The sequence below is a fragment of the Bacillus sonorensis NBRC 101234 = KCTC 13918 genome, from assembly GCF_001592005.1.
In the GTDB taxonomy this organism is placed as follows: Bacteria; Bacillota; Bacilli; order Bacillales; family Bacillaceae; genus Bacillus; species Bacillus sonorensis.
In genome coordinates this window covers 257964-284559 of the sequence record NZ_BCVZ01000001.1, presented here as the reverse complement: position 1 = coordinate 284559, position 26596 = coordinate 257964, and the positions used below count along the sequence as shown (strand labels likewise).

Here is a 26596-nt window from a genome sequence, read left to right as displayed (position 1 = left end):
CATGGCTAGGATTTCGAGACAAACACTAAAAGACCTGCTGTCCGTATACTTTATCATGGGTTCAAACAATACGGCCGGCGACCCTTTGGCTGTCATTGAAGCGGCTTTAAAGGGCGGTGCGTCTCTTTTTCAATTCCGCGAAAAAGGAGATGATGCACTAAAGGCGGAGGATAAAATCATCTTCGCGAAAAAAGTACAGGCCCTGTGCCGGGAAGCCCAAGTGCCTTTTATCGTCAATGATGATGTTGAGCTGGCCCTTGAGCTTGATGCCGACGGTGTTCATATCGGCCAGGATGACGAAAAAGCGGAGAACGTCCGCGCCAGTATCGGAGACAGGATTCTTGGCGTGTCCGCTCATACGCTTGAAGAAGTGATGAAAGCGGAAAAGGATGGTGCCGATTATATTGGAGCAGGGCCGATTTATCCGACGGAAACGAAGCTGGATGCAAAAGCCGTCCAAGGTGTTGCTCTGTTGAAAGAGATACGGAGGAGAGGCATCAAGATTCCAGCTGTCGGAATCGGCGGAATCACGCTGGAAAACTGCGCTCCTGTCATAGAAGCTGGAGCGGACGGCGTCAGCATTATCAGCGCCATCAGTACGTCTCCAGACCCAGAACAGGCTGCCGGAGCTTTTCTTGCAAAGGTTCACGCCGTCAAAAAAAGCGCAAATTCCTAACGTGGGATTTGTGCTTTTTGTTTAATAAGATGATCGGGACCGTCAAAATTGCTCGTTCATAAATCTCTCCAAAAAACGCTCAATGACAATATAGGAAGCTCCCAATGATGAGGCGGTTCGTCCGAGAGAGGAAACGGTTAAACGGCAATCGGTCAGCGCTTCTTTTTTGCTTCTTGAGGAAATGGTTTTTTTAATAACATCGACGATCAGCGGATAGGATTCAATCATCGTATTTCGCAAAATAATCGTTTCCGGATTCAATGTTTTGATAATGTTGACAAGGCCCACGCCGATGTAAAAGCCAAATGTTTCGAACGTTTCCAGCATCTTTTGATCTCGGCTGTCGGCCAGCGCCTTGACGGTCTGATGCAAAGGCGCACTTCCATGCGAGAGGTATGAAGAAAAGACGGCTCTTTCTGACGCATACAGCTCCCAGCAGCCTTTGTTTCCGCATCTGCATAGAGGGCCGTTGATATCAATTGACATGTGCCCGGCTTCTCCTGAAAAACCATGCACTCCTCTGAAAAGTTTGCCGTTCATCAAAATACCTAAACCGATACCTGTATTGATGCTGACAAAAATGGCGTGTTTCAGATCTCCGGCATCACCGTACTCCCTTTCTCCGATAGCCCCGGCATTTGCTTCATTTTCAATGAAAATCGGGACATTGTATCTTTCCTCAAGAAGACGTTTCAATTGGAGCGTGTGAATCGGTTTATTCGGGGTGAAAACCACATTCTGGTCATTATCGACCAGGCCGGGCACACATACCCCAATTCCAGTCAAGCCATAATGGGAATCAGGCATCTTTTTGACGGCATGATCGATCAGTTCAAACAGGGTACGCTCTGTCGCCTCAATATCCTTCTCATCAAGCTCCCGCTCGTAATGTTCAATGATCTCGCCTTCCAGATCGGTTAAAACGATGATGATGTAGTTCGTTCCAATGTCGGCGCCGATCGCATAGCCGGCTTTTCGGTTGAATTTCAGCATGACAGGCCGTCTGCCGCCGCTCGATTCACCGCGGCCCGTTTCATAAATCATTTCCTTTTGAAGCAGGGAAGACACTTGGGAAGAAACGGTTGATTTATTGAGCCCCGTAATTTCTGAAAGCTTCGCCCTTGAGATGGGTGCATTGTCAATGATCTGCTCAAGAATCAGGATTTTATTCATTTTTTTTACAAGGGCTTGATCCGCGGTATTCAATACGATCACTCGCTTTAGCAAAGGTTAGAATATGTGAGTCTATTATAATATAGCAAATTTTAAAAACTCAAATTTTTCTACATTTGCAATTGAAAGCGTTTCACACATCCTGTAAAATAAATGAAAAGGAGTTAGTTTAATGGATAAACAAACTTATTATTTTTCTAAGGAGGACTGAAAATGTTTTTTAAAAATGTGGGAACAGTCAAGTATGAAGGCGCAGACTCGGATCATCCATTTGCTTTTAAATACTATAACCCTGATGAGCGGATCGGCGGCAAAACGATGAAGGAGCATCTCCGTTTTGCCGTTTCGTATTGGCATACTTTTGATGGAGACGGAAGCGATCCGTTCGGCGCGGGAACAATGAACCGCTCATGGAACAGGATGACGCATCCTTTGGATCAAGCAAAAGCCCGCGCTGAAGCGGCATTTGAATTTTTTGAGAAACTCGGCGTTCCATACTTCTGTTTTCATGATGTCGATGTGGTTCAGGAAGGGGACACCTTGAGGGAAACGTTTCTTTATTTGGATAAAATGGTGTCTTTCCTAAAAGAAATGATGGAGTCAAGCGGAGTTAAATTGCTGTGGAATACAGCGAACATGTTTACGCATTCCCGTTTTGTCCACGGCGCTGCTACATCGTGCAATGCGGATGTATATGCCTATGCGGCGGCAAAGGTGAAAAAGGGTTTGGAAATCGCCAAAGAGCTCGGTGCCGAAAATTACGTGTTCTGGGGCGGCCGGGAAGGTTATGATACATTGCTGAATACAAACATGAAACTGGAGCTCGGCAATTTGGCGGCTTTCTACGGAATGGCCGTTGATTATGCTGATGAGATCGGGTTTGACGGCCAATTCCTGATTGAACCGAAGCCAAAAGAGCCGACAAAGCACCAGTACGATTTTGATGCGGCGACATCGATTGCTTTTTTGGATACGTACGGTTTAAAAGAACACTTTAAATTAAATCTGGAAGCAAACCACGCCACGCTTGCCGGACATACGTTTGAGCATGAGCTGAGGGTGGCCGCTCTTCATGATATGCTCGGATCGATTGATGCGAATCAGGGGGATCTGCTTTTGGGCTGGGATACGGATGAGTTTCCGACAGATCTGTATGGCGCCGTTCTCGCTATGTATGAGATTGTCAAAGCAGGAGGCTTCAAAACAGGCGGCATCAACTTTGATGCGAAAGTAAGGCGCGCCTCATTTGCGGACGAAGATTTATTTCACGGCCATATTGCGGGAATGGATACATATGCGGCCGGATTTAAAGTCGCCTATCGGCTTTTGGAGGATCAAGCGATTGAACGCGTCATAGAAGAGCGCTACAAAAGCTTTACGACCGGAATCGGCCTGGACATTGCCGAAGGAAAAACCGATTTGAAAAAACTTGCCGCCTATGCCCTCGAAAACGACAGCATCGAAAATCTGTCCGGCCGGCAGGAAACCCTTAAAGCGACCGTGAATCGGTATTTATTGAATGTGTTGCGGGAGTCGCCGGCAAGAAAGGGGATACAGTAGTGGAATATGTCATCGGTGCCGACCTCGGCACTAGCGCAGTCAAAGCAATTCTCGTCAATCAGTTTGGCGAGATATGCGGGGAAGCCTCAAGGCCGTTCTCAATCATCGAGCCCCATTCCGGTTATTCTGAACAGGATCCCCGCGAATGGGCGGAAAAAACGAAGGAAGCCGTAAAAGAACTGGTCGAAAACCATCGCGGAGAAGCGGGAGAAATCAAAGGCATCAGCTTTTCCGGACAAATGCATGGATTGGTGCTTTTAGACGGCCAAGGGGCTGTACTGCGGAATGCGATATTGTGGAATGACACAAGGACGACAGATCAATGCAGGCTGATTAACGAAACAATCGGAGAAGCGCGTCTCCTGGAGCTTGTCAAAAATCCCGCGCTTGAGGGGTTTACCCTTCCAAAGCTCCTGTGGGTGAAGGAGCATGAAAAAGAGCTGTTCGACAAGGCCGCCGTATTTTTGCTGCCAAAGGATTATGTCAGATACTGCATGACAGGACGCCTTCACAGCGAGTACTCAGATGCAGCGGGCACTCTGCTGCTTGATGTAAAACATAAAACATGGAGCAGCGACATGTGCCGCCGGTTTGGCATCCCCGAGTCAATGTGTCCTGAATTAGTGGAATCGGGCAGTTTTGTCGGCCGCATCACTCCCGAATTTGCCGGGGAGACCGGGCTCTTACCCGAAGTTAAAGTGTTTGCCGGAGGAGCGGACAATGCTTGCGGAGCGGTCGGCGCCGGCATTTTGCATGATGACACCGCCCTGTGCAGCATCGGCACATCAGGTGTTGTATTGACGTACGAAAAGGATCCGGATCAAGAATTCCGGGGAAATATCCATTTTTTTAACCATGCTGCAGCTGATGCTTATTATTCGATGGGTGTGACGCTTTCAGCGGGCCGCAGTTTTAGCTGGTTTAAGGATGTATTTGCCAAGCATGAAGCATTTGATGCATTAATCTGCGAAGCGGAAAATTCCCGGCCCGGCGCAAGAGGCTTGCTGTTTACGCCCTATCTTTCCGGAGAAAGAACCCCTCATGCTGACCCGGATATTCGCGCCAGCTTCATCGGGATGGACAGCGGACACAGGAGGGCTGATTTTATCAGGGCGGTGATTGAAGGGATCACATTTTCCCTCTATGAAAGCATTGAACAATTCCGGGCCGGGGGAAAAAAGATCAGCCGCGTCATTTCAATCGGCGGAGGAGCAAAAAGTGAACAATGGCTGCAAATCCAGGCCGACATGTTTAACGCGGAGATCATCAGGCTCAAGAGCGGGCAGGGCCCGGCTTTCGGAGCCGCGATGCTGGCTGCGGTCGGATGCGGGTGGTTTCCGGCACTGGAGGCGTGCGCAGAGCAGTTCGTGCACGTAAAAGAGTCATTTCTCCCCCGCCCGGAATTCAGCGAACGGTATCAGGACATTTTTCCGATTTACAAAGATATCTACCGCTATACAAAGCCGTTGATTGAACGGTTGGCATTTTTGCGTGAATAGCCGGATGCCTTTTCTGTAGAAATCCGGCCTTGCTGTAATGACCCGGAGTTTTGGACTATGATTTGTCCATATGGATCCCCGTATGCGCCTTTACCTGAATTTCCGCAAAAGCTTCGTGGTCAGGAGCTTTTGGGAATAAGACCGTTCCGAGATAAGCTCCTAAAAAGCCGAGCGGAATGGAGATGATTCCCGGATTAGATAACGGAATCAGCGGTTCTCCGATAAAAATGGCGTTTCCTGCGGGATCCCAGACACTCGGGCTCATCGAAACGAGAATCAGGGCGCTCAAAAGGCCGGTCAAGCTGCCTGCCAGCGCTCCGGCTGCATTAAAACGCTTCCAAAAAACAGTGAAAATAATCAGCGGCAGATTGGCGCTTGCCGCAACGGCGAAGGCCAGTGACACAAGAAACGCGACATTCAGCGATTGGGCAAAGACGGCGAGCAGAATCGAAAGAACGGAAACACCGATCGAAGCCCATCTTGCTGCGAGCATTTGCTCCTTCTCTGTTGCGTTTCCCTTTCTGATGATTTGACTGTAAATATCGTGTGCAAAAGCGGAAGCCGCCGAAAGGACAAGGCCCGTGACAACTGCTAAAATCGTAGCAAACGCGATGGCCGAAATAAAAGCGAACAAGAAGTCCCCGCCGAGTGCCTGTGCCAAGAGCGGCGCAGCCATGTTCCCCGCCTTATCCGCAGCCAAAATGTCTTCAAAACCGACAAACGCGGCGGCGCCAAAACCGAGAAAGACCGTCATGATATAAAAAACACCGATAATCCATGTGGCCGAAACAACCGATTTTCTTGCCGTCTTTGCATCCTTCACAGTATAAAACCGGATCAGAATGTGGGGAAGCCCGGCAGTTCCGAGGACAAGCGCAAGGTTCAGAGAAAGAGTTTCAAGAGGAACTTTATATTTATTGCCAGGGTTCAAAAAGTCCGCACCAAGGGGAGTAGCCGCTTTCATTTGTTCGAACATGTTCGTGAGGCTGAATCCGAACTTGGAAAACACCATGATTGAAATGACAAGCGTTCCCGCCATTAAAAGGACCGCTTTAATGATCTGCACCCAGCTCGTTGCGATCATTCCCCCGAAAACGACGTAGATGGTCATCAAAACGCCGACAATGCAAACCGCAAGCGTATAGTCAATGCCGAGCAGTAGCTTGATCAGGGCTCCGGCGCCGACGAGCTGTGCGATCATGTAAAATGTTGAAATGGCAATTGTGTTTAAGGCCGCGACTCCGCGGATTTTCTTTTGTTTAAAGCGTGAGGCGATCATATCCGCCATTGTAAACTTCCCGAGATTCCTGAGCGGCTCGGCGACAATATAGAGCACCACCAAATATGCCACCAGAAAACCGATGCTGTAAAAAAAGCCGTCAAAACCGTTTAAAGCGATCATGCCTGCAATGCCGAGAAATGATGCGGCTGACATATAATCTCCCGCAATGGCCAGTCCGTTTTGAATGCCGGTGAGCCCCCCTCCGGCCGTATAAAACTCATTGGCCGTTTTAGTCTGCCTTGCTGCAAAATACGTGATGACAAGCGTGAGGGCCACAATGACAAGAAACAGAATAAAGGCAGTCGCGCTCATGATTCAGCCCCTCCTATTTCATGTTTGAAATCATTTGCCATTCTATCGAACTGTTCGGCTTTTCTTGTATAAAGAATGCATAGCGTCCACGTCATGATGAATTGTGCAATCGCGAATACCCACGCCCATGTAACAGAGCCGGCGGCGGGCTGATTTAAAAAGGTAAAATACGATGTCAAAATCGGCAGAAGAAAGTAAAAGAGCAGAAAGAAAACCGTCATCGGCACGATGAAAGCGCGCTTTCTCTTTAAAAGCTCTTGAAATGCCGGAGATGCTGCAGCCTTGCTGTAATCTATTTTTTCTTCTTTCATTTGGTTTGTCCCTCCTTGTATTTGTCTCAAAAGATACAACAAGGTATGTAACAGGCTCCGGTTTTATTCTTGAAATTTCATTTATATAAGATGAAAGCCCTGACGATCTCTAAAAAATGTTTTCTCCATAGCGCGTATCGATTGTTCACGTTTTCTTTTGTCATGATTTCCCCTTCCTTTTTGCTTCAGCCCGTTCGCGGAAAAAACCGCCGCCGAATCGTTTGCAATGCTTCCGGGACGATTGCCTTTGCCAATAAGATATCCGCCGAATGTCATCTCCATAAAATCAAAGATATATTGAAACTGCTGAATGAGCGGCAATCCCTTCAGATGCGGTTCATCATCACCGACAGCGATGACGTATGCTGTTTTCCCCGACATCTGTCGTTTAAAATCATCTCTGCCTTTTTCAAGCAGTGTCTGCGACCAACGGTCAATAAAATGTTTCATCAGTCCTGACATGCCGTACCAATAGATAGGGGTGGCGAAAATCACGATGTCTTTATTCAAGATCCGGGTTAACAAGTCCCGATAATCATCGTCAGGATAAGACGGTAAGCTGTCACTGTGCCGGCAATCCAGTACAGGAGTGACATGATAGTCGCGCAGAAAGATCTTGTCCGCATCAAGGCCCTCTATGATTTGGTTTACAAGCATGTCTGTAGTTCCGTTTTGACGGGAACTTCCGCAGATAGCTGCAATCTCCATATTGACAATGCCTCCTGTATGTTTGATTTCTACTTCAGTTTATAATGAGAAATCTAAATCAGTAAAATTGATAATTTAGATTTTTGCCATCGAAAAAAACGATTTTAGAGGAGCTTTTAATTCCTACTATGGGAAAACAAATGGATTGTCAGTTTCCATCTGAACCTGAGATGGGAAGAACTTTCATATCCAGAGGCTTGCCTGAGACGGCGTGCTGAGCAGGGCTTCTGTAAAGGGAAACGAAAAATGCGGCGGGGAGGCTTTGATGACGCCTGCCTTTCGGGGGAATTGAACGATCAAACGAGAGCGGCCGCAGTTCAAGGGGTAAATGATCCGGCAGCACGCTGTCTGATTGGTGCAACATAAAAGCTTGCAGGGGCAGGGACTTCGATCGCAAAAAAGGCGCATTCTGATTGGGAAAGGGTGAGGCTGAGTTTGAGTCTGCACAGGCATGCACCTGAAATACGTCATTATCAATTTATCAAATACTCTTTAAAACAGCCGGTTGGATCATCTTGAAAAATCAAGATTCAACAGAACCGCCTGTTTTATAAATGATTAATGTCTTTCTAAATGTCTACTGCTTCAGCTGTCGGTCAGTATCTTTCTTTTTGGACTGAGTGCGAAGAAATTTTTTGACATCTTCAATATGCAACCCCAGATTTTTCGCCTCCTTCATCAAAGTCACCCAATCTTTGTCCAGTTTGCGTTTCGTTTGAGTATTCATAGACTCCTCCAATATGATAAGACGTTGTTCATCTCAAGGAAAAAATCCGTTTTTTTCCTTGAGATGTATTAAAGTTATAAAACAACAGCTGTATGAAAACAATGACAAATTTCATAAAAAATTCACATTTCCAGAAAAAATCAACCTACCTATTCCCTAAATAACTGACTAAAAAACCCAAAAAATCTTAGATTCTTACTTATTATAATAAACAATCAATTACTGACTGGATAGTATTCAAATAAAAATGATTAGTTTTCCCTATTAAAATTTTCTCAATTGGAGCCGAATATGCTTTGAATATTCAAAAAATAAATGCCGGAATAAGGGCTGAAAATATCAAGGATGAGACTGCAAAGCCAGGTGTAATAAAGGATTGAGAATAAAGAAAGCGAAGCGGAACGGGTGGGTGCTTTTTACTTATCTGAACAACGGCTAAAAGGCGGGTAATCCAAAAATACTACAAAATCTTTGCCAAAGTGGAAAAAAAGAACATTCTTTTCAAATGCAGAGAAAAAGTATAGAATTTAAGCGAAAACAACTCGTTTTTTTCAAGGGAATCCAAATGTTCACGATAAAAAACCGAACCATAAATCAGAAAGAACTTGACCCAGAACGATTGAAAAGGACTGCAGCAATCTGCAGCTTTTGAAATTATTTTGACAATCCAAGCTGAAAAAGCTGGAAAATGGTAAAATAAAATCGCCTAAATGAATGATTATGATCCCTGGCAATCGCAACGTTCGATTATGTGAAAAAATCAGGAGAAAAGACATTGAATGGAAAGCTTGATGCCTGCGGCGTCAGTGAAAGGGGAGGAAATGGATTGGCAGTTTTAGTATGCGGAGGTGCAGGCTATATTGGCAGCCACGCGGTGGCAGAGCTGTTGAGCCGTGGTGAAGAGGTCGTCATTATTGATAATCTGCAAACAGGCCATGAGGAGGCTGCTCTTTCTGGAGCATCTTTTTATAAAGGAGATTTGCGCGATGAAACATTTCTGAGAAAAGTGTTTCAGGAAAACTCAATTGAAGCGGTGATGCATTTTGCCGCTGATTCATTGGTGGGGGAGAGTGTAACAGACCCTCTGAAATATTATGATAACAATGTATATGGCGCAGTATGCTTATTGAAGGTGATGAGAGAATATCACGTTCAAAAGATCGTGTTTTCTTCGACTGCAGCCGTTTACGGAGAACCTGACCGGGTTCCGATTATTGAAACAGATGCGGCACATCCGACGAATCCTTATGGAGAAACAAAACTGGCGATTGAAAAAATGCTGAAATGGGCGGAAAAAGCTCACGGCATCCGCCATATCGTACTTCGTTATTTCAATGTTGCCGGAGCCCATGTCAAAGGTCTGATTGGGGAGGACCATCAGCCGGAAACCCATCTGATTCCGATCATTCTTCAAGTCGCTCTCGGGAAACGGGATAAGATCATGATATTTGGAGACGATTATCCGACTCCGGATGGGACATGCATTAGAGATTATATACATGTGATGGACCTGGTGAATGCGCATATCCTTGCAGTTGACAGACTGCGGAACGGCGGAGAAAGCGCCGTTTACAATCTTGGAAACGGGACGGGCTTTTCTGTCAAAGAAGTCGTTGAAAAAGCGCGTCAAGTAACAGGTCATTCCATTCCGGCAGACATAGCGGAACGGCGTGCAGGCGATCCGGCCCAACTGATCGCCTCGTCAGAAAAAGCAATGAAGGAGCTTGGCTGGCAGCCGAAGCACGCTGATTTGGAAACCATCATAGAGAGCGCATGGAATTGGTTCAAAGATCATCCAGACGGCTATAACAACAATAAGAAGTGAAATGGTCCGCCGGCACCAAAAAAAGCTTTCCATACACGGAAAGCTTTTTTTAATTGAATGTTTAAAGCCGTTTTCAAAACGGGAAAGTGAAAAAAGAGGCTGAACAAGTAAGTTAACCTTGAAAAAAATTAACAATGTTAAATTAATTATTGACCAAAGTTTTTTATTGTGGTAAACCTAATTTTGACAGAATTTTTGTCCGGAATCGTCTGTTGTTCGCACTTCCTTTGCGTGTAAAAAGCACTAATAAATTACCAATTGCCTCCTTCGATCATCATAATGTTATGAACTAAATTTGACGATTTTATGACATTTGGGTGAAAAAAAGGTGAACTTTCGAAAAAAATAAGGCTAATTGGTGAAGATTTTGATAGCATAGCAAGGTAGAAGAAAAGTTTTTCAGAATCTGTATTTTAGATATTCTGACCAAATTTATACATCAATGAAGGAAGGATGGTGATCCTCTTGTTCAGAGCATTCAAACCGCTGATGGCGCTTGCGCTGCTTTCGACTGTTTTTTTAATGGGCGGCTGCAGTCAAATTGCGGTATTAGATCCTAAAGGACCTGTTGCTTCACAGCAAAGAGATCTTATTCTATTATCCATTGGATTCATGCTGTTTATCGTTGCAGTGGTTTTTGTCCTGTTTACAGTCATGATCGTAAAATACCGCGACCGAAAAGACAGAAAGTCTCCATACAGTCCTGAAGCGGAAGGTAATACGTTTTTGGAAATCGTCTGGACAGTGGTTCCGATTTTAATTGTTATTGCGCTGTCTGTGCCGACAGTCCGAACCATTTACTCTCTGGAAGAGGCTCCTAAAGCATCAAAGGATAAAGAACCTTTGGTTGTCTATGCCACATCTGTCGATTGGAAATGGGTATTCAGCTATCCTGAGCAGGATATCGAAACTGTCAACTACTTAAACATACCGACAGACCGGCCGATTAAGTTTAAAATCACATCTGCCGATTCAATGGCATCGCTATGGATTCCGCAGCTTGGCGGACAGAAGTATGCGATGGCAGGAATGGATATGGAACAGTATCTGCAGGCAGATAAGGTTGGAACATATCAAGGACGCAATGCGAACTTCACAGGTGAAGGATTTGCAGATCAAAAATTCAATGTCAACGCCATGACTGAAAGCGACTTTAATAAGTGGGTGTCCACAACTCAAAAAGATGCGCCGAAGCTGACGAAGAGCAAGTACGACGAACTGATGCTTCCTCGGAATGTGGACAAAATGACGTTCTCTTCGACACACCTGAAATATGTCAACCATGGCAATGATGCGGAATATGCACTAAAAGCGCGCGAAAGATTAGGCTATGAGCCGAAGTCTCCGCATTCCAAATCAGATCCGTTTGCAAATGTGAAAACGGAAAACAATGAAAAACAATCTGACGATTCTAAAGACCAGGATTCTCACTAAGAAAGGAGGAAGCTTGCATGAATTTGAAATGGGACGAATTCATAGTCACAGGTGATCCATTGATTCTTGGAGCACAAATTTCCATTTTGCTTACCACAATTGCAATTGTCTTTGTTTTGACATACTTCAAAAAATGGAAATGGCTGTGGAAAGAGTGGATTACCACTGTCGACCATAAACGATTGGGTATTATGTATCTTATCGCTGCGGTCATTATGTTTTTCCGCGGTGGGGTCGATGGATTAATGATGCGTGCCCAGCTCGCGCTTCCTAATAACCATTTTTTAGATTCTAACCACTATAATGAGGTTTTCACCACTCACGGTACGATCATGATCATCTTCATGGCAATGCCGTTTTTAATCGGATTAATTAACGTTGTGGTTCCCCTCCAAATCGGGGCCCGCGATGTTGCTTTTCCATACCTGAACAACTTGAGCTTCTGGACCTTTATGGTCGGAGCCATGCTGTTCAATATCTCCTTCGTTATCGGAGGATCACCAAATGCGGGATGGACCGCATACATGCCGCTTGCCGGCAATGAAATGAGCCCGGGGCCGGGTCAGAACTATTATCTGCTCGGACTGCAAATCGCCGGGATTGGTACGCTTTTGACCGGGATTAACTTTATGGTCACGATCTTAAAAATGCGTACAAAAGGCATGACGATTTGGCGTATGCCGATGTTTACATGGACAACGCTGATTACTTCGGTCATTATCATTTTCGCTTTCCCTGTTCTTACAGTGGCTTTGGCGCTGATGACGTTTGACCGCTTGTTCGGAACTGCGTTTTTCACTTTGCAAAACGGCGGTATGCCGATGCTTTGGGCGAACCTGTTCTGGATTTGGGGGCATCCTGAAGTTTATATCGTTATCTTGCCTGCTTTCGGTATTTTTTCAGAAATCATTGCCACATTTGCGAGAAAACAGCTTTTCGGTTATAAAGCAATGGTTTATTCCATCGTGGCGATTTCCATGCTGAGCTTTCTCGTGTGGCTGCACCACTTCTTCACGATGGGGAACAGCGCGTCGGTCAACTCGTTCTTCTCAATTACGACGATGGCGATTTCCGTGCCGACCGGGGTTAAAATATTTAACTGGCTGCTGACGCTGCATCGAGGCAGAATCAAAATCACGACGCCGATGCTGTGGTCGCTTGCATTTATTCCTAACTTTGTTATCGGCGGGGTTACAGGCGTTATGCTTGCGATGGCTGCGGCGGATTATCAATATCACAACACATACTTCCTCGTATCGCACTTCCACTATGTGCTGATCGCGGGTACTGTGTTTGCTTGCTTTGCCGGATTTATCTTCTGGTATCCGAAAATGTTCGGCCACAAGCTGAACGAACGCATCGGAAAATGGTTCTTCTGGCTGTTTATGACCGGATTCAACATCTGTTTCTTCCCGATGTATTTCTTGGGATTACAAGGAATGCCGCGCCGTATCTACACATACGGAGCAGAAGACGGCTGGACCGCATTGAACATGATTGCGACAATTGGCGCATTGCTGATGGCTGCCGGATTCATCGTTCTTTGCTATAACATTTTCTACAGCTTCCGCCATTCAAAACGGGAGGAAAGCGGAGATGCCTGGGGAGAAGGCCGTACACTTGAATGGGCTACATCTTCTTCAATTCCGCCGCATTACAACTTTGCGGTTCTTCCGGAAGTCAATTCACCTGACGCTTTCTGGAAGATGAAAGAAGACAAGGTTGATATTCATCCCGAAAGCAAATTTAAGAAGATTCATATGCCGAGCAACTCAGGCCGTCCGTTTATCATGTCCCTATTCTTCGGATTTGCGGGCTTCGGACTCGTCTTTGAATGGTATTGGATGGGAGTCGTCGGCCTTATCGGCGTATTCCTCTGTATGATTCTTCGTTCATTTGAATATGATGATGGCTACTACGTAAGTGTTGAGGAAATAAAAGAGACTGAACGAAAGAATGCCAAGTAAAGGAGGCGCGATTGATGGAACATGCAGAACACGGCAATTCTAATGCTCCTATGGAATACCGGTCTGAGACAGGAAGATTAAACATCCTCGGCTTTTGGATCTTTCTGGGAGCGGAAATTGCGTTATTCTCTACGCTGTTTTCGACCTATGCTGTTCTTCACAACAGAACAGCCGGAGGCGTATTGCCTGCAGAGCTGTTTGACGCCAAGCTCGTTTTAATCATGACGTTCCTGCTGTTAACGAGCAGTTTCACATGCGGCATCGCCGTACATGAAATGCGGCGGGGAAGCTTAAAAGGTGTGATGATCTGGATGATCATTACACTCCTGCTTGGTGCAGGCTTTGTAGGCTATGAGATTATGGAGTTCACACATTATGTACATGAAGGTGCCACTTTATCAACAAGTGCTTTCTGGTCGGCGTTCTTTGTCCTGCTTGGAACACACGGAACGCACGTGTCGATCGGTATCTTCTGGATCATCGGTATTTTATTGCAGACGAAAAAGCGCGGGTTGACACCGCAAACTTCTGCTAAATTGTTTATTTCAAGCTTATATTGGCACTTTTTAGACGTGGTATGGATCTTTATCTTTACCGGAGTCTATTTGATAGGGTTGGTGAATGTATAATGGCGGCAAAACAATCAGCTGAACACAGCCACTTTCCTTGGAAGCATATTGTCGGGTTTGTGTTGTCCATTGTGCTGACCTTATTGGCCCTATGGGTGATCTATACCGATTTAAGCATGACTGCCAAGCTGTGGATTATTTTCGGATTTGCTATTATTCAGGCTGGATTGCAGCTCTTGATGTTTATGCATATGACCGAAAGCGACAGCGGCAGTATCCAAGTCGGAAATACATTGTTCGCGGCATTTATCGCAATTGCAATTGTTATCGGTTCTATTTGGATCTTCGCCGCTCATAGCCATCACGGAGACAACCCTGAAGGCGGATCTCCAGGTGCAAAACATTCTGAGCACAGCGGACATTAATTGAATAAAGCGAAAGCCCCCTTGTTTATAGAAGAGGCTTTGCTGTTGGCAAAAGAGTGTGGGTTGTTTAGACCCGCACTCTTTTTTTGTGTCTATCAAATCGGGGTACGAAAGAGAGCCTGACATTGTCCGTGTTTTAGGCTGAAGTCGAATGGGCCCGACGTCCATCTGCGTTTTCAGGTTTTAGCGATTCATGATTCGCCTTTGGCCGCTTTCAATTCATTGCATATTCACGAATTTGTATGACCCTGCATTTTGATGGTTTAATAGGAGATGTGAAGAATGATGCTGATTTTTGCCTTCCTTATGCATGCAACAGATCAATTACACGACATATCAGCGTAAAGCCTTTTTGAACAAATTTGAGCACGGAAAATTACATTGGCGGAGGAACAAGGAGGAAAGTCATGAATAACATTGATGAGATTCGTTCTTTTCAAAAAGAGGATCTTGAATGGCTGCAAACCTGGTTTAAAGACGCTGAAGTGAAAAGACGTCTTGAAGGCATGCTGCCGCTGGATGACTGGTACAAATTCGCCCAAGAAAATGAAAAGTACTGGGTATGGGTGGCGCTAAAAGGAAGAAAACCAGTTGGGGCAGTGATGGTCGAGGTGGAGGAGGACTGCACCGGGAACATTGCTCTTTTGGTCGATCCATTTTTGCGAGGAAAGGGATACGGCAAAGCGATGATGAAAAGGGCGATGCGCTTGCCTGAGATGGGTCAAGTTAAGAAATGGTTTGCCGGAATTGAAGAGGATCACCACATTTGCTTAAGATGCTTTCAATCGATGGGATATATTTTTGAAAACGAACATCCGGATGAGGATGGATTCTACTCTCTGATTTATTTTACCTAAATGAACTTTTGTCCATCCTGAAGGAATTTCCGTATAAAACTGAATCCAAGCCGACAAAAAGGGGCGGTTTTAAGACCGGCCCCATTAGGTTGTCGTTTCATTAGCGGTTCATTCTTTTTTTGATCAATGGAAGTCCGTAAATCAAAAATGCAGCGATATGGGCAATGATGACATTGATGATGAAGAGTGCGATCATGAGAGAGTGTCCTGTAGGAGTAAGACTGCTTGTCATGTAGAAGAAGAAAAATACCCACATTAAAATGATTGGCGGGATCGAAGACAGTGCAACCTTTTTGTTGTCCAGCCATAAAAATAACGGAGTGGCGCTTGCAATCAGCAAGTAAGCGAAAAACATATCCATACGTTTTCAGCCCCTTTCAATAATGATAGCGCTGTCATGAAAAGTTGGTTGGACGTTTAAATTGTGTCTAATTAGAGGATATTTTGTGAACATTTTGTTACATTCATTATACCACGTCTTGAAAAAAATGATACATACTGGAAAGCAATTTCCACCCCGACTATTGAATCAATTTTTTTGATGTTGTCGGTAGGCATAATGGGCGAACAGAATGGGCAGAATAAGAGATGAACAGGCCGGCCGTGTCCGTACGACATAAAAAAATCCCTTGGCATCAGGTGCCAAGGGATTTATTGCTTTAAAAAATAAAGTGGGCGCAGAGCACGATGACAGGCAGTGTGATCAATGTCCGAACGATAAAAATCAAGACCAAGTCGACGAATGTCACCGGTATTTTCGATCCGAGCAAGAGGCCGCCGACTTCAGACATGTAGATTAATTGAGTAACAGACAAACAGGCGATGATAAAACGGGTCATCTCGCTCTCAATGCCGCTTCCAAGAACAGAGGGAAGAAACATGTCGGCAAAGCCGACAACGAGCGTCTGAGAGGCCTCAGCCGCTTCAGGAACCTGCAGCAGCTCAAGGAGCGGGATGAACGGGATGCCGAGCCATTTGAAAACCGGCGTATACTCAGCCACGATCAATGCGGCTGTCCCGAGCGCCATCACGACGGGAGCGACACCCATCCACATGTCGAGAACATTTTTGGAGCCTTCTTTGAGAAAATCTTTTACGCTCGTATTCTGTCTTGCTTTTTCAACAGCCTGTTTCATTCCCCATCCAAAAGGAGTATAGCCTTCAGGAATTGTTTCTTGGTCTGTATCGGCTTTATCTGTAATGTAGGTATCAGGCTTCCTTGATAAAGGAGGAATCCGCGGACATACGACCGCCGCGACCACACCGGCCAGCAGGATCGTTAAGTAAAACGGAACAAACATATCGGCAAGATCGACTTGTGAAATAATCACGAGACAAAAGGTAATGGAGACGACGGAAAAAGTCGTCCCGATAATCGCGGCCTCACGCTTCGTATAAAAGCCGTCTTCATACTGTTTGCTCGTCAGCAGAACGCCGATCGTACCGTCTCCAAGCCATGAAGCCATACAGTCGATCGAAGACCGTCCGGGAAGCTTAAAGATCGGCCTCATCAGTTTTTTCATCAATGCTCCGAATAATTCGAGCAGCCCGAAATTCAGCAGAAAAGGCAGAAACAGTCCGGCAAACAAGAAAACCGAAAAAAGAACCGGCAATAAATTAAACAATAACGTTCCGCCCGTAGATTCTGCGTACACCGCCTCAGGTCCGATCTTGAAATACGTCAGGACGGCAAATACCATGCCGAAAAACCGGACGACATACCAGAATACAGACACATTCAGCAGATTGTAGAAAAACTCGCTTTTTTTGATGATGGTTGGATGAAACGTTTTGGTGATAAAGGTTAAGATAAATGTTGCGGAAACAATCAACATCATGATGAACGGCAGATGTTCATGAAGCAGTTTTTCCAGACCATTTGAAAAAACCGCAATCGGAATCGTTAAATCCTTCCCGACTTTAATCGGAATCATAAACAGGGCAATTCCGATAAGTGAAGGAACCAGAAATTTTATAATATCAAGCTTTTTATGCTTTTGAAGTGCTTTTTCCAACATGCAAAACTCCTTATGCTTTGGTGGTACTGCATATTTCACCCAACTTTCACAGCATGCCAGCTGTCAAAAGTTTAATTTTATGCAACATTACTCATTTTAATACAAATAGAATAAAAATCAATGACTTTATCAACTTCGACAATACTTGGAAATATCCTTTAAAATAAAAAAAGGAATGTTTTGTGTGCGATTCACCCGAAACATTTTGTGCATTTGTACGTCATATCATTTGTGAGGAAGACAATATGTCTTTCTAATACCATTTCATCGTGTCAGAAATAAGGGCGGGATTTTGAATGAATCAAAAAAAGAATATGACAAATCCCTTTTACCAAGGTGATTTGATTTTTGCTTTTATTGTATTTTTTATCACCAGCATAGTAGCGGTTTACGCCGCACAGCAGTTTAACCAATATAATGAGCCTTTTGCAATGAAACAGTTCCTGTATTATTTGCTGGGGGCCTTTATCATCATCGTGTTTCTCTACTTTGACCTGGAACAGCTTGAAAAGCTCAGCTTTTATTTTTACCTGCTCGGCATCATCATGCTGATCGTGTTGAAATTCAGCCCCTCCTATATCGGGGGCTATCGCTTTGCGCCGGTGATCAATGGCGCCAAAAGCTGGTTCATGCTTCCGGGATTTACCCTGCAGCCTTCAGAGTTTATGAAAATTGGCTTGATCATGTATCTGGCTTCATTTATGTCAAAATACGGCCCAAAAGGAAAGCGGACGATAAAAGAGGATATGATGTTCCTGTTAAAGATCTTCGGGATTGCCGTTGTTCCTTTCGGATTGATTTTGGAGCAGGATACGGGTACCGCGGGAATCGTTATGTTTGTCATCCTTGTGATGGTGTTTCTGTCGGGGGTGAACTGGAAGTTAATCACGCTTATATTTGGTTCAGGCGTCGCCTTAGTTACATTAATCTTATATGTCATGATTCATTTCCCAAGCGTAGCGGAATCCATCGGGATTGAGAAATATCAAATTAACCGCGTCATGACCTGGGTCAATCCGAGTGAGCAGAACGCCGATGATAAAATGCAGGTTGACAAGGCGCAAATGGCGATCGGTTCCGGAAAGGTATTTGGGAATGGTGTAGACAATCTTCAAGTCTACGTTCCTGAAGCGCAGACAGACTTTATTTTCGCCGTCATCGGAGAAAGCTTCGGTTTTGTCGGCTGTACGTTTGTCGTGATTATGTTTTTCTTCTTAATTTACCGGCTTGTCGTATTGATTGACCGAATACATCCGTTTAGCAAGTTCGCATCATTTTTCTGCGCCGGCTATACTGCGTTGATTGTCATTCATACATTTCAAAACATCGGGATGAACATCGGCATCATGCCGGTGACAGGCGTGCCCCTGCTTTTGGTCAGCTACGGGGGAAGCTCTATCATCGCCACTTTAACCGGCTTTGCGATTGTCTATAATGCGAGTTGCCAATTAACAAAATATCAAAGATATATGTTTAAATAACAGTCTGATGTTTTCAGGCTGTTATTTGATTGAAATAGGGGAGCGATTGTTTCGAGTAACACCCCGCTTTTCATGTATTCTTCGACATGATTCATGTATAATGAAAGATGGCTGTTTTTGATATGAAGTAAGGCGGGGTATAATGAATCAGAAAAAAAATAATACAAGTCCCTTTTACCAGGGTGATTTAATTTTTATATTAAGCACATTTTTAATCATTAGTGTAGTGGCTGTCTATGCTGCGCAGCCGTCGTTTTCTTTATTGGGCTATCCCGGAAAACAATTGATTTTTTATATGCTTGGCATTTCAATTATTGTCGGCTTTCTTTATTTTGATTTAGAGCAGCTTGAAAAGCTTAGTATATACGTATTCATAATGGGAATCGCATTGCTGATCATTTTAAAATTCAGCCCGGCATCGATCGCGCCGGTGAAGAACGGGGCAAAGAGCTGGTTTCAATTTGGAACAATTACTTTGCAGCCGTCGGAATTCATGAAAATCGGCTTGATCATGATGCTGGCTTCTGTGATTTCCAAAGCGACTCCTAAGGGTGCGCGGTCCTTGCGCGAGGATGTTTATCTATTGCTGAAAATCGCAGGGATCTCTGCTGTGCCAGTGGGATTAATTTTAATGCAGGATGCCGGGACGGCGGGGATCTGCATGTTTTTTGTTGCCGTCATGGTGTTTTTGTCAGGTGTGAACTGGAAGTTGATTTCCATCATTGCCGGTTCAGGTATATCGCTTGTCCTGCTTGTATTGTTTTTGGTTATTAATTTTCCGGATTTTTCCGAAAATGTACTTCATATTAAACAATACCAGATCAATCGGGTCATGACGTGGGTCGATTCAAACCAGCAGTCGGCCAATGATACATATCAGACAGAACAGGCTGTGACGGCGATCGGATCAGGAGAAATTTTCGGAACCGGCATCAACCATTTAAAAGTGTATGTCCCTGAGGGCGAAACAGACTTTATTTTCTCCGTGATCGGGGAGAGCTTTGGTTTTATCGGCTGCACATTTGTGGTTATCATGTTCTTTCTCTTAATTTACCGGCTTGTCGTATTAATCGACAGGATTCATCCCTACAACAGGTTTGCTTCGTATTTCTGCGTGGGGTATACGGCTTTAATCGTCATTCACGCCTTCCAGAACATCGGAATGAACATCGGATTGATGCCTGTTACAGGTGTTCCTTTGCTGTTTATCAGCTATGGGGGGAGCTCTGTCCTGTCGGCGCTGATCGGGTATGCGATCGTCTACAATGCGAGCTGCCAGTTGACGAAATATCAAGGCTACATGTTTAAATAAATGAAAAAAAGACAGCCTGTCCGGGCTGTCTTTACTTTTCGCCTAAAAACTCAAGAGCCGACGACACGAGGATCTTCGCTGCATTCAGCATGGCTCTTTCATCAATATCAAACTTCGGATGATGGTGCGGATAGACCGCTTCCGTCGTTTGATTTCCCGCCCCTGTAAAAAAGAATGATCCCGGGACGCGTTCAAGATAATAGGAAAAATCTTCGCCGATCATATTGGGTGCAAGCTCGATAACGGCCTCTTCGCCAACAATCTCCTTCGCGCATTCCCGAACAATGCCTGTTTCCTTTTCATGGTTGATGACGGGCGGGTAGCCCTTTTCATAGTCGAACTTGAAGGACGCTCCATTGCTGTCGCAAACGCCTTTAATGACGCGCTCCATCTCGGTGATGACCGTCTCCTGAACCTGTTTCGAAAAGGTGCGCACCGTTCCTTCAATCACGGCCTCTTCAGCAATGACGTTAAAAGCCTGGCCGGAATGGAATGTTCCGATTGAAATGACTGCCGCCTCAGTCGGATCTATTCTGCGGCTGACGATCTGCTGAAGGTGACTGACGACGGAAGCTCCCGTCAGCAAGGCGTCTGCAGTCAGGTGAGGCGCGCCTCCGTGTCCGCCGCGGCCGGTAATCGTGATGGTAAATTTGTCCGCCGCCGCCATTATGGCCCCCGGCTTTATCCCGACTTGGCCAAGCGGCATAGGAGCCCAAATGTGGGTGCCGAAGATGGCGTCCACTCCGTCCAGGCAGCCGTCTTCAATCATCGGCTTTGCCCCGCCTGGTGTGACCTCTTCACCAAACTGGTGGATCAGGACGATGTTTCCTTTTAGATGCTGCCGGTGTCTGCTTAGCGCTTTTGCGGCGATCAAGAGGGCGGAAGTATGTGCATCATGGCCGCAGGCGTGCATGACACCGGGGACTGTTGACCGGTATGGCACATCTTTTTGATCCTGTATGGGGAGCGCATCAAAGTCGGCCCTGAGGGCGGCCGTTCTTCCCGGCCGTTCCCCTCTGATCACACCGACGACCCCTTGTCCGCCGACATTTGTTCTTACTTCGATTCCGAGGTTTTTCAAATAGTTTGCAATGGTCAGCGGTGTCTCCACCTCTTGATGGGACAGCTCTGGGTATTGGTGAAAATGTCTTCTGAGCTCGACCATTTCCGGATATAAATCATCAAGTTCTTTCATTAAGGAATCCACCGTCATCTTCCTTTCCGATTCAAAAATATTAAGATGATTCTATCATTTTAACATAAGAAAAAGAACTCTTTTTCAGGCGGATAAGCCGTTTTGCTTTAGAGAGAAGCAGATATTGGATATGATAAAGATGAAGAGGAGGTAGGAAGATGAATCAAACGATTGAAACGATATTAAATCACCGTTCGATCAGGTCTTTCACAGATCAGCTCCTGACAGATGAAGAGATTCGTTTGCTCGTGGAAAGCGCTCAATGCGCATCGACGTCAAGCTATATTCAGGCTTATTCAATTATCGGCGTGACTGATCAGGGCAAAAAACGCGAACTTGCGGCTTTGGCCGGCAACCAGCCGTATGTCGAGAAAAACGGCCATCTGTTTGTTTTTTGTGCAGATCTTTATCGCCATGATAAAGTGTCCCGCGACAGAGGAGAAGATGTTAAGGCTGCTCTGGAAGGAACGGAAACATTTATGGTCAGCGTCATTGACGCGGCGCTCGCAGCTCAGAATATGGCGGTTGCTGCTGAATCGATGGGGCTCGGCATCTGCTATATCGGCGGAATTCGAAACGATCTGGATAAAGTCGCTGAGATACTGAAAACGCCTGAATACGTGCTTCCGCTGTTCGGCTTTGTCGTCGGCCATCCGGCCAATCCGTCTGCGAAAAAGCCAAGGCTGCCGCTTGAACATATTTATCATGAAAATACCTACAACCTGGATGAGCAGGACTTTCATAAGCATTTGTCCGAATATGACGAAACCATTTCAAGCTATTATCAAAACAGGACAGGCGGCAAGCGGACAGACAAGTGGACTGAGCAAATCACCCAACATCTAAAAGAACCGAAACGAACATATATGAATCAATTTGTGAAAGAAAAAGGATTTAATAAAAGATAAAGGGGCGGCCAAAACCTCCCCTTTCAAAGCAAAAGGCTGCCGATCGTGTCGGCGGCCTTGTCGTATGCCTTGTCTCTACTTGATGATGAAATGCTTGATCAGAAGATAAACAATAAACCAAATCGGAAGGCTAAAAAGGATTCCGAATAGACAGCCTTTTGCAAAGTTTTCTTCTTCATGTGGGGCGTCAGGTTTTTGTGTTGGCTCTTTCTCATTCATCAATCCTTATGCTCCTTTAATATTCACTTGATACTATTATTTCTTTTTCAGCTAAAAAAGTAAACTGGAGTGAAAGAATATGATCTCTTTAAGTATATTGGACCAATCGCCTGTTGCTGAAGGAAGCACGCCTGAAACTGCTTTACAACAGACGGTTGAGCTTGCCAAAATGGCCGAGAAGCTCGGATATAAAAGATTTTGGGTTTCTGAGCACCATTTTTCAAGAAACCTTGCAGGCTCAAGCCCGGAAGTCCTCATGAGCTATCTTGCGGCCAAGACAGAGAAAATCCGCATAGGCTCGGGAGGGGTTATGCTCCCGCATTACAGTGCTTATAAAGTGGCGGAAAACTTTCGTGTTTTGGAAGGCCTTGCGCCAGGCAGGATCGATGCCGGACTCGGACGGGCGCCGGGGGGCATGCCGATTGCTTCGATGGCCCTGCAGGACGGCGGCAGACGCGGAGCTGACAGGTATCCTGAGCAAATCGGGGATCTGGTTACATATTTATACGATCAAGCCGATGAGCACCATCGCTTTCCAAATCTTACCGCATCTCCGAAGGTCGGTTCGGCGCCGGATGTATGGCTGCTTGGTTCATCAGGGGAAAGTGCGAAGCTTGCCGCACAGGTCGGCGCCTCCTACACTTTTGCCCAGTTTATAAACGGTGAAGGGGGAGAAGATGCGGTCCGGCTTTATAAAGAAAGGTTCAAGCCTTCCATACTGGGAGATCAACCGAGATCGACCGTCGCCGTATTTGTCCTTTGCGCGGAGACGGAAGAAGCGGCGGAGCGGCTTGCCAAAAGTCTTGATTATTCTTTACTGGCGAATGAGCAGGGAATGGTGACAGAAGGTTTTCCATCTTTGGACACGGCCCTGTCATATCAGTATTCGCCTTATGAGAAGAAGAGAATCGAAGACAACCGGAAACGCATGGTGATCGGTACTCGCGGGCAGGTGAAAAAACAGCTGCTGAAACTGGCTGAGGCATACGGAACCGAAGAAATCATGGCGGTGACGATCACGCACGACTTTCAAGATAAACTGACGTCATACAGGCTTTTGGCTGAAGCGTTTCAAAACTAACATTATCGCTTCTGCTGAAAGATGTTCAACAGATAGCGGGCCGGGAGGAGAATGAACAGGCCGCATATATATACAGCTGTAAACAGCCAGCTCAGCGGGATGAGGAGGACGGTATCGACCGTTTGCTCCGCCGCTTTCTGAAAAGGATGCGGCTGCTGTTTTTGCACGTTGATGATGACATAAAAAAACGTGAAACAGATAAAGCAGACAGTCATGAAGGACAAACCGAATAATATGAGAAATGGAAGCATATATACAAAGCCCTCCGGTAGCTTTTTTCACGTTTTGAAGAGAAGAGGTTTCTCCCGTGAACGCGAGGGATTTCCATTATCCGTATTTTAACATAAAAAAGCCTTGTTGAGTGGCTCTCAACAAGGCTTGTCATTATTCGACGATAAACGGTTCTTCCGTCAGAACGTAGCTTGATTTCCCCTTTGCAGAGGCATAAGCGAGCATGTAATACTCGCCCGGCTTAAGAGCGGAAGAACCATTGATTTTGCCGTTCCATTGATAGGATTGGTAGCCTTTTCCCTGGTTTTTATAGACAGCGGCCTGTCCGATAAATTCGAGGTTTTTGTCATAAACGAGAAATGCCAGCTCTTCGGCTCCTCCTGGAAGATAGGCTTCAACCGAATATGTTCCCTGCGCTGCTCCCGGTTCGACGGTTACCGATGTAACACGAGGATAGTCAGGTTCTTTGACGATTAACAGAGTCGGGATTTCGGCAACTTTTTTGCCTCCTTCGCGGACATAGACGGTTCCTTCATAAGTCCCCGCTTTCGTTTTTGCCGAATTGACGGTTACACTGGCAGCCGCCTTTCCTGTTTTCTTTGCAGGGATGACGACCTGTTCCGTTCCTTTTACCGATATGCCCTGCCCTTTAAAAGAATATTCAAGCTGATAGGCTTTTCGATAGGATGAAAGGTTATCGATAGTAATGGTTTGTTTTTTCGTCTGTTTTCCTTTATCCTTCATGAATGTTCCGTAGGAATGGCTGCCAGGTGCAACGATTGATGTAGCCTGCAAAGCATCCATGATCCGAATGCTGCCCGCCCCTTGCGTATTGTGGGGGTAGAGCTTTCCGTTTTCATCCGTTAATTTTTCCGCTGTGTTCATGAGGACGGCTTTTATTTGCTCCGGCGTCCAGTCCGGTTTTGCCTGTTTTACAATCGCCGCCGTTCCGGCCACATGAGGCGAAGCCATGCTGGTTCCCTGCATTGAGGCGTAGCCGTAAGGGTTATTCGGATCGTGCGTTGGAACCGTACTGACGATATTAACACCCGGTGCCGCGACATCCGGCTTAATCATCCAGGTGTCCATCACAGGTCCGCGCGATGAAAATGATGCGATCGTTTCGCCAAGCTCCTTTTCCAGGGTGAACGAAAAGACGGCCGAACGTTTCCCCGCTTTTATTTCCTGAACGAGACTCTCCCCTTCTTCTTTTGAGAGCTTGATCGTCGGAACGGCCAGGCCGACTACATTGGCATCAATTTCACCGGGCACATTATTGTAGACTACAACTCCGACAGCCCCGGCTTTTTTAGCGTTTTCGGCTTTATCCACAAACGCAATAGCGCCCCTTTGGATCACAGCCACTTTGCCTTTTACATCCTTTCCGGCGAAATCGTCGGCTTGTCCAAGTCCTGCGTCAACAAGCTCAACTTCTTGGTTGCTCAATGCCTGAAGGTCTTTTTCTTCATCATATCCCATCACTTTCGCTGTCCCATAGGAGGCGAATGTTACTGCGTATTCATGATACGGAAGCTGTGAGGCGCCTACAGAAATCGCCTCCCTCGAGGTTCCGGGAGATCCGACCGTCCAGTTTTCCGGTCCGCTGTTGCCATTTGATGTAACGGCGGTTACGCCTTCAGACATCGCCCAGTCAAGCGCGATGCTCGTCGCGTAATCAGGGCTGTTGAGCGAATTGCCTAAGGAAAGGTTCATGACTTTCGCTCCGTCTGCCACGGCCTTTTCGATACCTGCGATGACATTTTCAGTTGTTCCGGAACCTCCTGGTCCCAGGACGCGGTATGCAAGGAGAGTAGCTTCAGGCGCCACACCCTTGATTTGGCCGTTTGCTGCGATCGTGCCTGCAACATGTGTGCCATGGTCAGTTGATTCTCCGCGGGGATCTCCGTTCGGCGTTTCCTGTGGATCGTAGTCATTATCCACAAAGTCATACCCTTTGTAAGGCCCGAAATTTTTCTTCAGATCAGGGTGTGTATAATCAACACCGGTGTCAATGACGGCTACTTTGATGCCTTTTCCGGTGTATCCTGATTTCCAAGCCTGATCCGCACCGATGTATGGGGCGCTTTTATCCATTTGTGGATAAATGGCGTCCGCAGCAAGTGCAGCGCTTTTTTTCTTTATATTGTCCGGTTTGTATGTCGCGTTTGGATAGACAGCTTTAACCGCTTTGACCGAAAGAAGCTTTGGAATTTCACTTGCAGGCAGCTTCATGGAAAATCCGGAAAAAACCCGGTCGTATTCCCGCTTGATTTTGGCCTTCTTCACCTTTTTGAAGGCCTCGTCTTTCACTTTGCTGCGCACCGTTTTTAAAGAGGCTTTAGTTTGCTTCTCCCCCTCAGCTTTTGCTTCAGCAATCGATTTCTCTTTTAATTCAACGATGACTGTTGTCAGTTTATCGGATGTCACGTCAATATCTCCAAAGATTTCGGCTTTCTCAAGTTCCGGAGAAGCTTTTTTGGACATTGTTTTTGCCTGAACTCCGGTGAGGAATGTAGATAAAGTGAAAAATAGAATGAAAGCAAAAATGGAATAGCGGATAAGACCTTTTTTCAATACGATATCCCCCTTTTAAATGTGATACTAAGAGTTAGAAACTTTTTAAATATTCTCTTATTTTCGAAAAAATCCTTCTATATATAGAAATAATTTTCATATATTCAATGAAATGGTTTGTGGTTATTCAGGTTTATACACAATTTATTGTGAATATGTTAATAAATCTGTGTATAGATATAGTAGGGAATATGTGTTCTTGTACTAAATGTTGAATAATTATGTGGATATGTGGATATGTATTGTGGGTAT

The 26596-nt window shown here is 45.6% G+C and carries 24 protein-coding genes; 13 read left to right on the top strand and 11 right to left on the bottom strand.

Annotated elements, in window-relative coordinates:
* Window position 1: 1 nt before the first annotated feature.
* Entirely contained in the window at window positions 2-676 is a 675-nt protein-coding gene (thiE, locus tag BTR1S_RS01370) for a thiamine phosphate synthase (RefSeq protein ID WP_029419677.1), read from the top strand.
* A gap of 42 nt (window positions 677-718) precedes the next feature.
* Here the strand turns inward: thiE and BTR1S_RS01365 are convergent, their stop codons facing one another.
* The gene (locus BTR1S_RS01365; protein ID WP_029419676.1) at window positions 719-1882 is read right to left on the bottom strand and encodes an ROK family transcriptional regulator; all 1164 of its coding nucleotides are present in this window, start codon (window positions 1880-1882) and stop codon (window positions 719-721) included.
* A 180-nt stretch (window positions 1883-2062) separates the two neighbouring features.
* On the opposite strand from BTR1S_RS01365, the gene xylA reads away from it, so the two are divergent.
* On the top strand, window positions 2063-3409 hold the full coding sequence (gene xylA / locus BTR1S_RS01360) for a xylose isomerase (RefSeq protein WP_029419675.1): 1347 nt from the start codon (window positions 2063-2065) through the stop codon (window positions 3407-3409).
* A complete protein-coding gene (xylB, locus tag BTR1S_RS01355) occupies window positions 3409-4908 on the top strand; it encodes a xylulokinase (protein WP_029419674.1) in 1500 nt (499 codons plus the stop codon). The genes xylA and xylB overlap by 1 nt, the downstream gene beginning before the upstream one ends.
* A gap of 55 nt (window positions 4909-4963) precedes the next feature.
* Here the strand turns inward: xylB and BTR1S_RS01350 are convergent, their stop codons facing one another.
* The 4 genes from BTR1S_RS01350 to BTR1S_RS01335 form a co-directional block, all read right to left on the bottom strand.
* Complete coding sequence (locus tag BTR1S_RS01350) at window positions 4964-6502, bottom strand: solute symporter family protein (protein WP_006639521.1); 1539 nt, start codon at window positions 6500-6502, stop codon at window positions 4964-4966.
* Window positions 6499-6813, bottom strand: a complete 315-nt coding sequence (locus tag BTR1S_RS01345; protein WP_006639520.1) for a DUF485 domain-containing protein — start codon at window positions 6811-6813, stop codon at window positions 6499-6501. The genes BTR1S_RS01350 and BTR1S_RS01345 overlap by 4 nt, the downstream gene beginning before the upstream one ends.
* Before the next feature lie 81 nt (window positions 6814-6894).
* Complete coding sequence (locus tag BTR1S_RS01340; RefSeq protein WP_029419673.1) at window positions 6895-7521, bottom strand: flavodoxin family protein; 627 nt, start codon at window positions 7519-7521, stop codon at window positions 6895-6897.
* Between the two features lie 577 nt (window positions 7522-8098).
* The gene (locus BTR1S_RS01335; protein WP_006639518.1) at window positions 8099-8248 is read right to left on the bottom strand and encodes an anti-repressor SinI family protein; all 150 of its coding nucleotides are present in this window, start codon (window positions 8246-8248) and stop codon (window positions 8099-8101) included.
* An 826-nt stretch (window positions 8249-9074) separates the two neighbouring features.
* Between BTR1S_RS01335 and galE the strand changes: the two genes are divergently transcribed.
* From galE to BTR1S_RS01305, 6 genes are all read left to right on the top strand, one after another.
* On the top strand, window positions 9075-10073 hold the full coding sequence (galE, locus tag BTR1S_RS01330; RefSeq protein WP_006639517.1) for a UDP-glucose 4-epimerase GalE: 999 nt from the start codon (window positions 9075-9077) through the stop codon (window positions 10071-10073).
* A 456-nt stretch (window positions 10074-10529) separates the two neighbouring features.
* Window positions 10530-11507: a cytochrome aa3 quinol oxidase subunit II gene (qoxA, locus tag BTR1S_RS01325; protein WP_087962542.1), complete on the top strand. Its 978-nt coding sequence runs from the start codon at window positions 10530-10532 to the stop codon at window positions 11505-11507.
* Between the two features lie 17 nt (window positions 11508-11524).
* Window positions 11525-13474, top strand: coding sequence for a cytochrome aa3 quinol oxidase subunit I (gene qoxB, locus BTR1S_RS01320; RefSeq protein WP_029419672.1), 1950 nt, complete (start codon window positions 11525-11527; stop codon window positions 13472-13474).
* A 14-nt stretch (window positions 13475-13488) separates the two neighbouring features.
* Window positions 13489-14103 carry a cytochrome aa3 quinol oxidase subunit III gene (qoxC, locus tag BTR1S_RS01315; protein ID WP_006639514.1) on the top strand — a complete coding sequence of 205 codons (615 nt, stop codon included), beginning with the start codon at window positions 13489-13491 and terminating at the stop codon, window positions 14101-14103.
* Entirely contained in the window at window positions 14103-14468 is a 366-nt protein-coding gene (gene qoxD, locus BTR1S_RS01310) for a cytochrome aa3 quinol oxidase subunit IV (RefSeq protein WP_006639513.1), read from the top strand. Before qoxC ends, qoxD begins: the two co-directional genes overlap by 1 nt.
* Window positions 14469-14875: 407 nt before the next feature.
* Window positions 14876-15325: a GNAT family N-acetyltransferase gene (locus tag BTR1S_RS01305; protein WP_006639512.1), complete on the top strand. Its 450-nt coding sequence runs from the start codon at window positions 14876-14878 to the stop codon at window positions 15323-15325.
* Between the two features lie 100 nt (window positions 15326-15425).
* On the opposite strand, the gene BTR1S_RS01300 is transcribed toward BTR1S_RS01305, so the two are convergent.
* Both BTR1S_RS01300 and BTR1S_RS01295 read right to left on the bottom strand, forming a co-directional pair.
* A complete protein-coding gene (locus tag BTR1S_RS01300; protein ID WP_029419671.1) occupies window positions 15426-15686 on the bottom strand; it encodes a spore morphogenesis/germination protein YwcE in 261 nt (86 codons plus the stop codon).
* A 298-nt stretch (window positions 15687-15984) separates the two neighbouring features.
* A complete protein-coding gene (locus BTR1S_RS01295) occupies window positions 15985-17340 on the bottom strand; it encodes a YjiH family protein (RefSeq protein WP_081723768.1) in 1356 nt (451 codons plus the stop codon).
* A 299-nt stretch (window positions 17341-17639) separates the two neighbouring features.
* Here BTR1S_RS01295 and rodA (BTR1S_RS01290) point away from each other — a divergent pair, with 299 nt between their 5' ends.
* Window positions 17640-18824: a cell shape-determining peptidoglycan glycosyltransferase RodA gene (gene rodA / locus BTR1S_RS01290; protein WP_006639509.1), complete on the top strand. Its 1185-nt coding sequence runs from the start codon at window positions 17640-17642 to the stop codon at window positions 18822-18824.
* Window positions 18825-18966: 142 nt separating this feature from the next.
* Window positions 18967-20136 carry a cell shape-determining peptidoglycan glycosyltransferase RodA gene (rodA, locus tag BTR1S_RS01280; protein ID WP_006639508.1) on the top strand — a complete coding sequence of 390 codons (1170 nt, stop codon included), beginning with the start codon at window positions 18967-18969 and terminating at the stop codon, window positions 20134-20136.
* 31 nt (window positions 20137-20167) lie between these two features.
* Here rodA (BTR1S_RS01280) and BTR1S_RS01275 read toward each other — a convergent pair whose 3' ends face one another.
* Window positions 20168-21349, bottom strand: coding sequence for a M20 family metallopeptidase (locus BTR1S_RS01275; RefSeq protein ID WP_169802083.1), 1182 nt, complete (start codon window positions 21347-21349; stop codon window positions 20168-20170).
* A gap of 140 nt (window positions 21350-21489) precedes the next feature.
* Here BTR1S_RS01275 and nfsA point away from each other — a divergent pair, with 140 nt between their 5' ends.
* Window positions 21490-22239 (top strand): oxygen-insensitive NADPH nitroreductase, encoded by a 750-nt coding sequence (nfsA, locus tag BTR1S_RS01270; RefSeq protein ID WP_029419667.1) that lies wholly within the window; start codon window positions 21490-21492, stop codon window positions 22237-22239.
* 75 nt (window positions 22240-22314) lie between these two features.
* Here the strand turns inward: nfsA and BTR1S_RS22680 are convergent, their stop codons facing one another.
* Window positions 22315-22458: a hypothetical protein gene (locus BTR1S_RS22680; protein ID WP_006639505.1), complete on the bottom strand. Its 144-nt coding sequence runs from the start codon at window positions 22456-22458 to the stop codon at window positions 22315-22317.
* A 79-nt stretch (window positions 22459-22537) separates the two neighbouring features.
* On the opposite strand from BTR1S_RS22680, the gene BTR1S_RS01265 reads away from it, so the two are divergent.
* Window positions 22538-23539, top strand: a complete 1002-nt coding sequence (locus tag BTR1S_RS01265) for an LLM class flavin-dependent oxidoreductase (protein ID WP_029419666.1) — start codon at window positions 22538-22540, stop codon at window positions 23537-23539.
* A gap of 2 nt (window positions 23540-23541) precedes the next feature.
* On the opposite strand, the gene BTR1S_RS01260 is transcribed toward BTR1S_RS01265, so the two are convergent.
* Both BTR1S_RS01260 and BTR1S_RS01255 read right to left on the bottom strand, forming a co-directional pair.
* Window positions 23542-23790, bottom strand: coding sequence for a hypothetical protein (locus BTR1S_RS01260; RefSeq protein ID WP_029419665.1), 249 nt, complete (start codon window positions 23788-23790; stop codon window positions 23542-23544).
* A 133-nt stretch (window positions 23791-23923) separates the two neighbouring features.
* A complete protein-coding gene (locus BTR1S_RS01255) occupies window positions 23924-26344 on the bottom strand; it encodes a S8 family peptidase (RefSeq protein ID WP_029419664.1) in 2421 nt (806 codons plus the stop codon).
* Window positions 26345-26596: the final 252 nt, after the last annotated feature.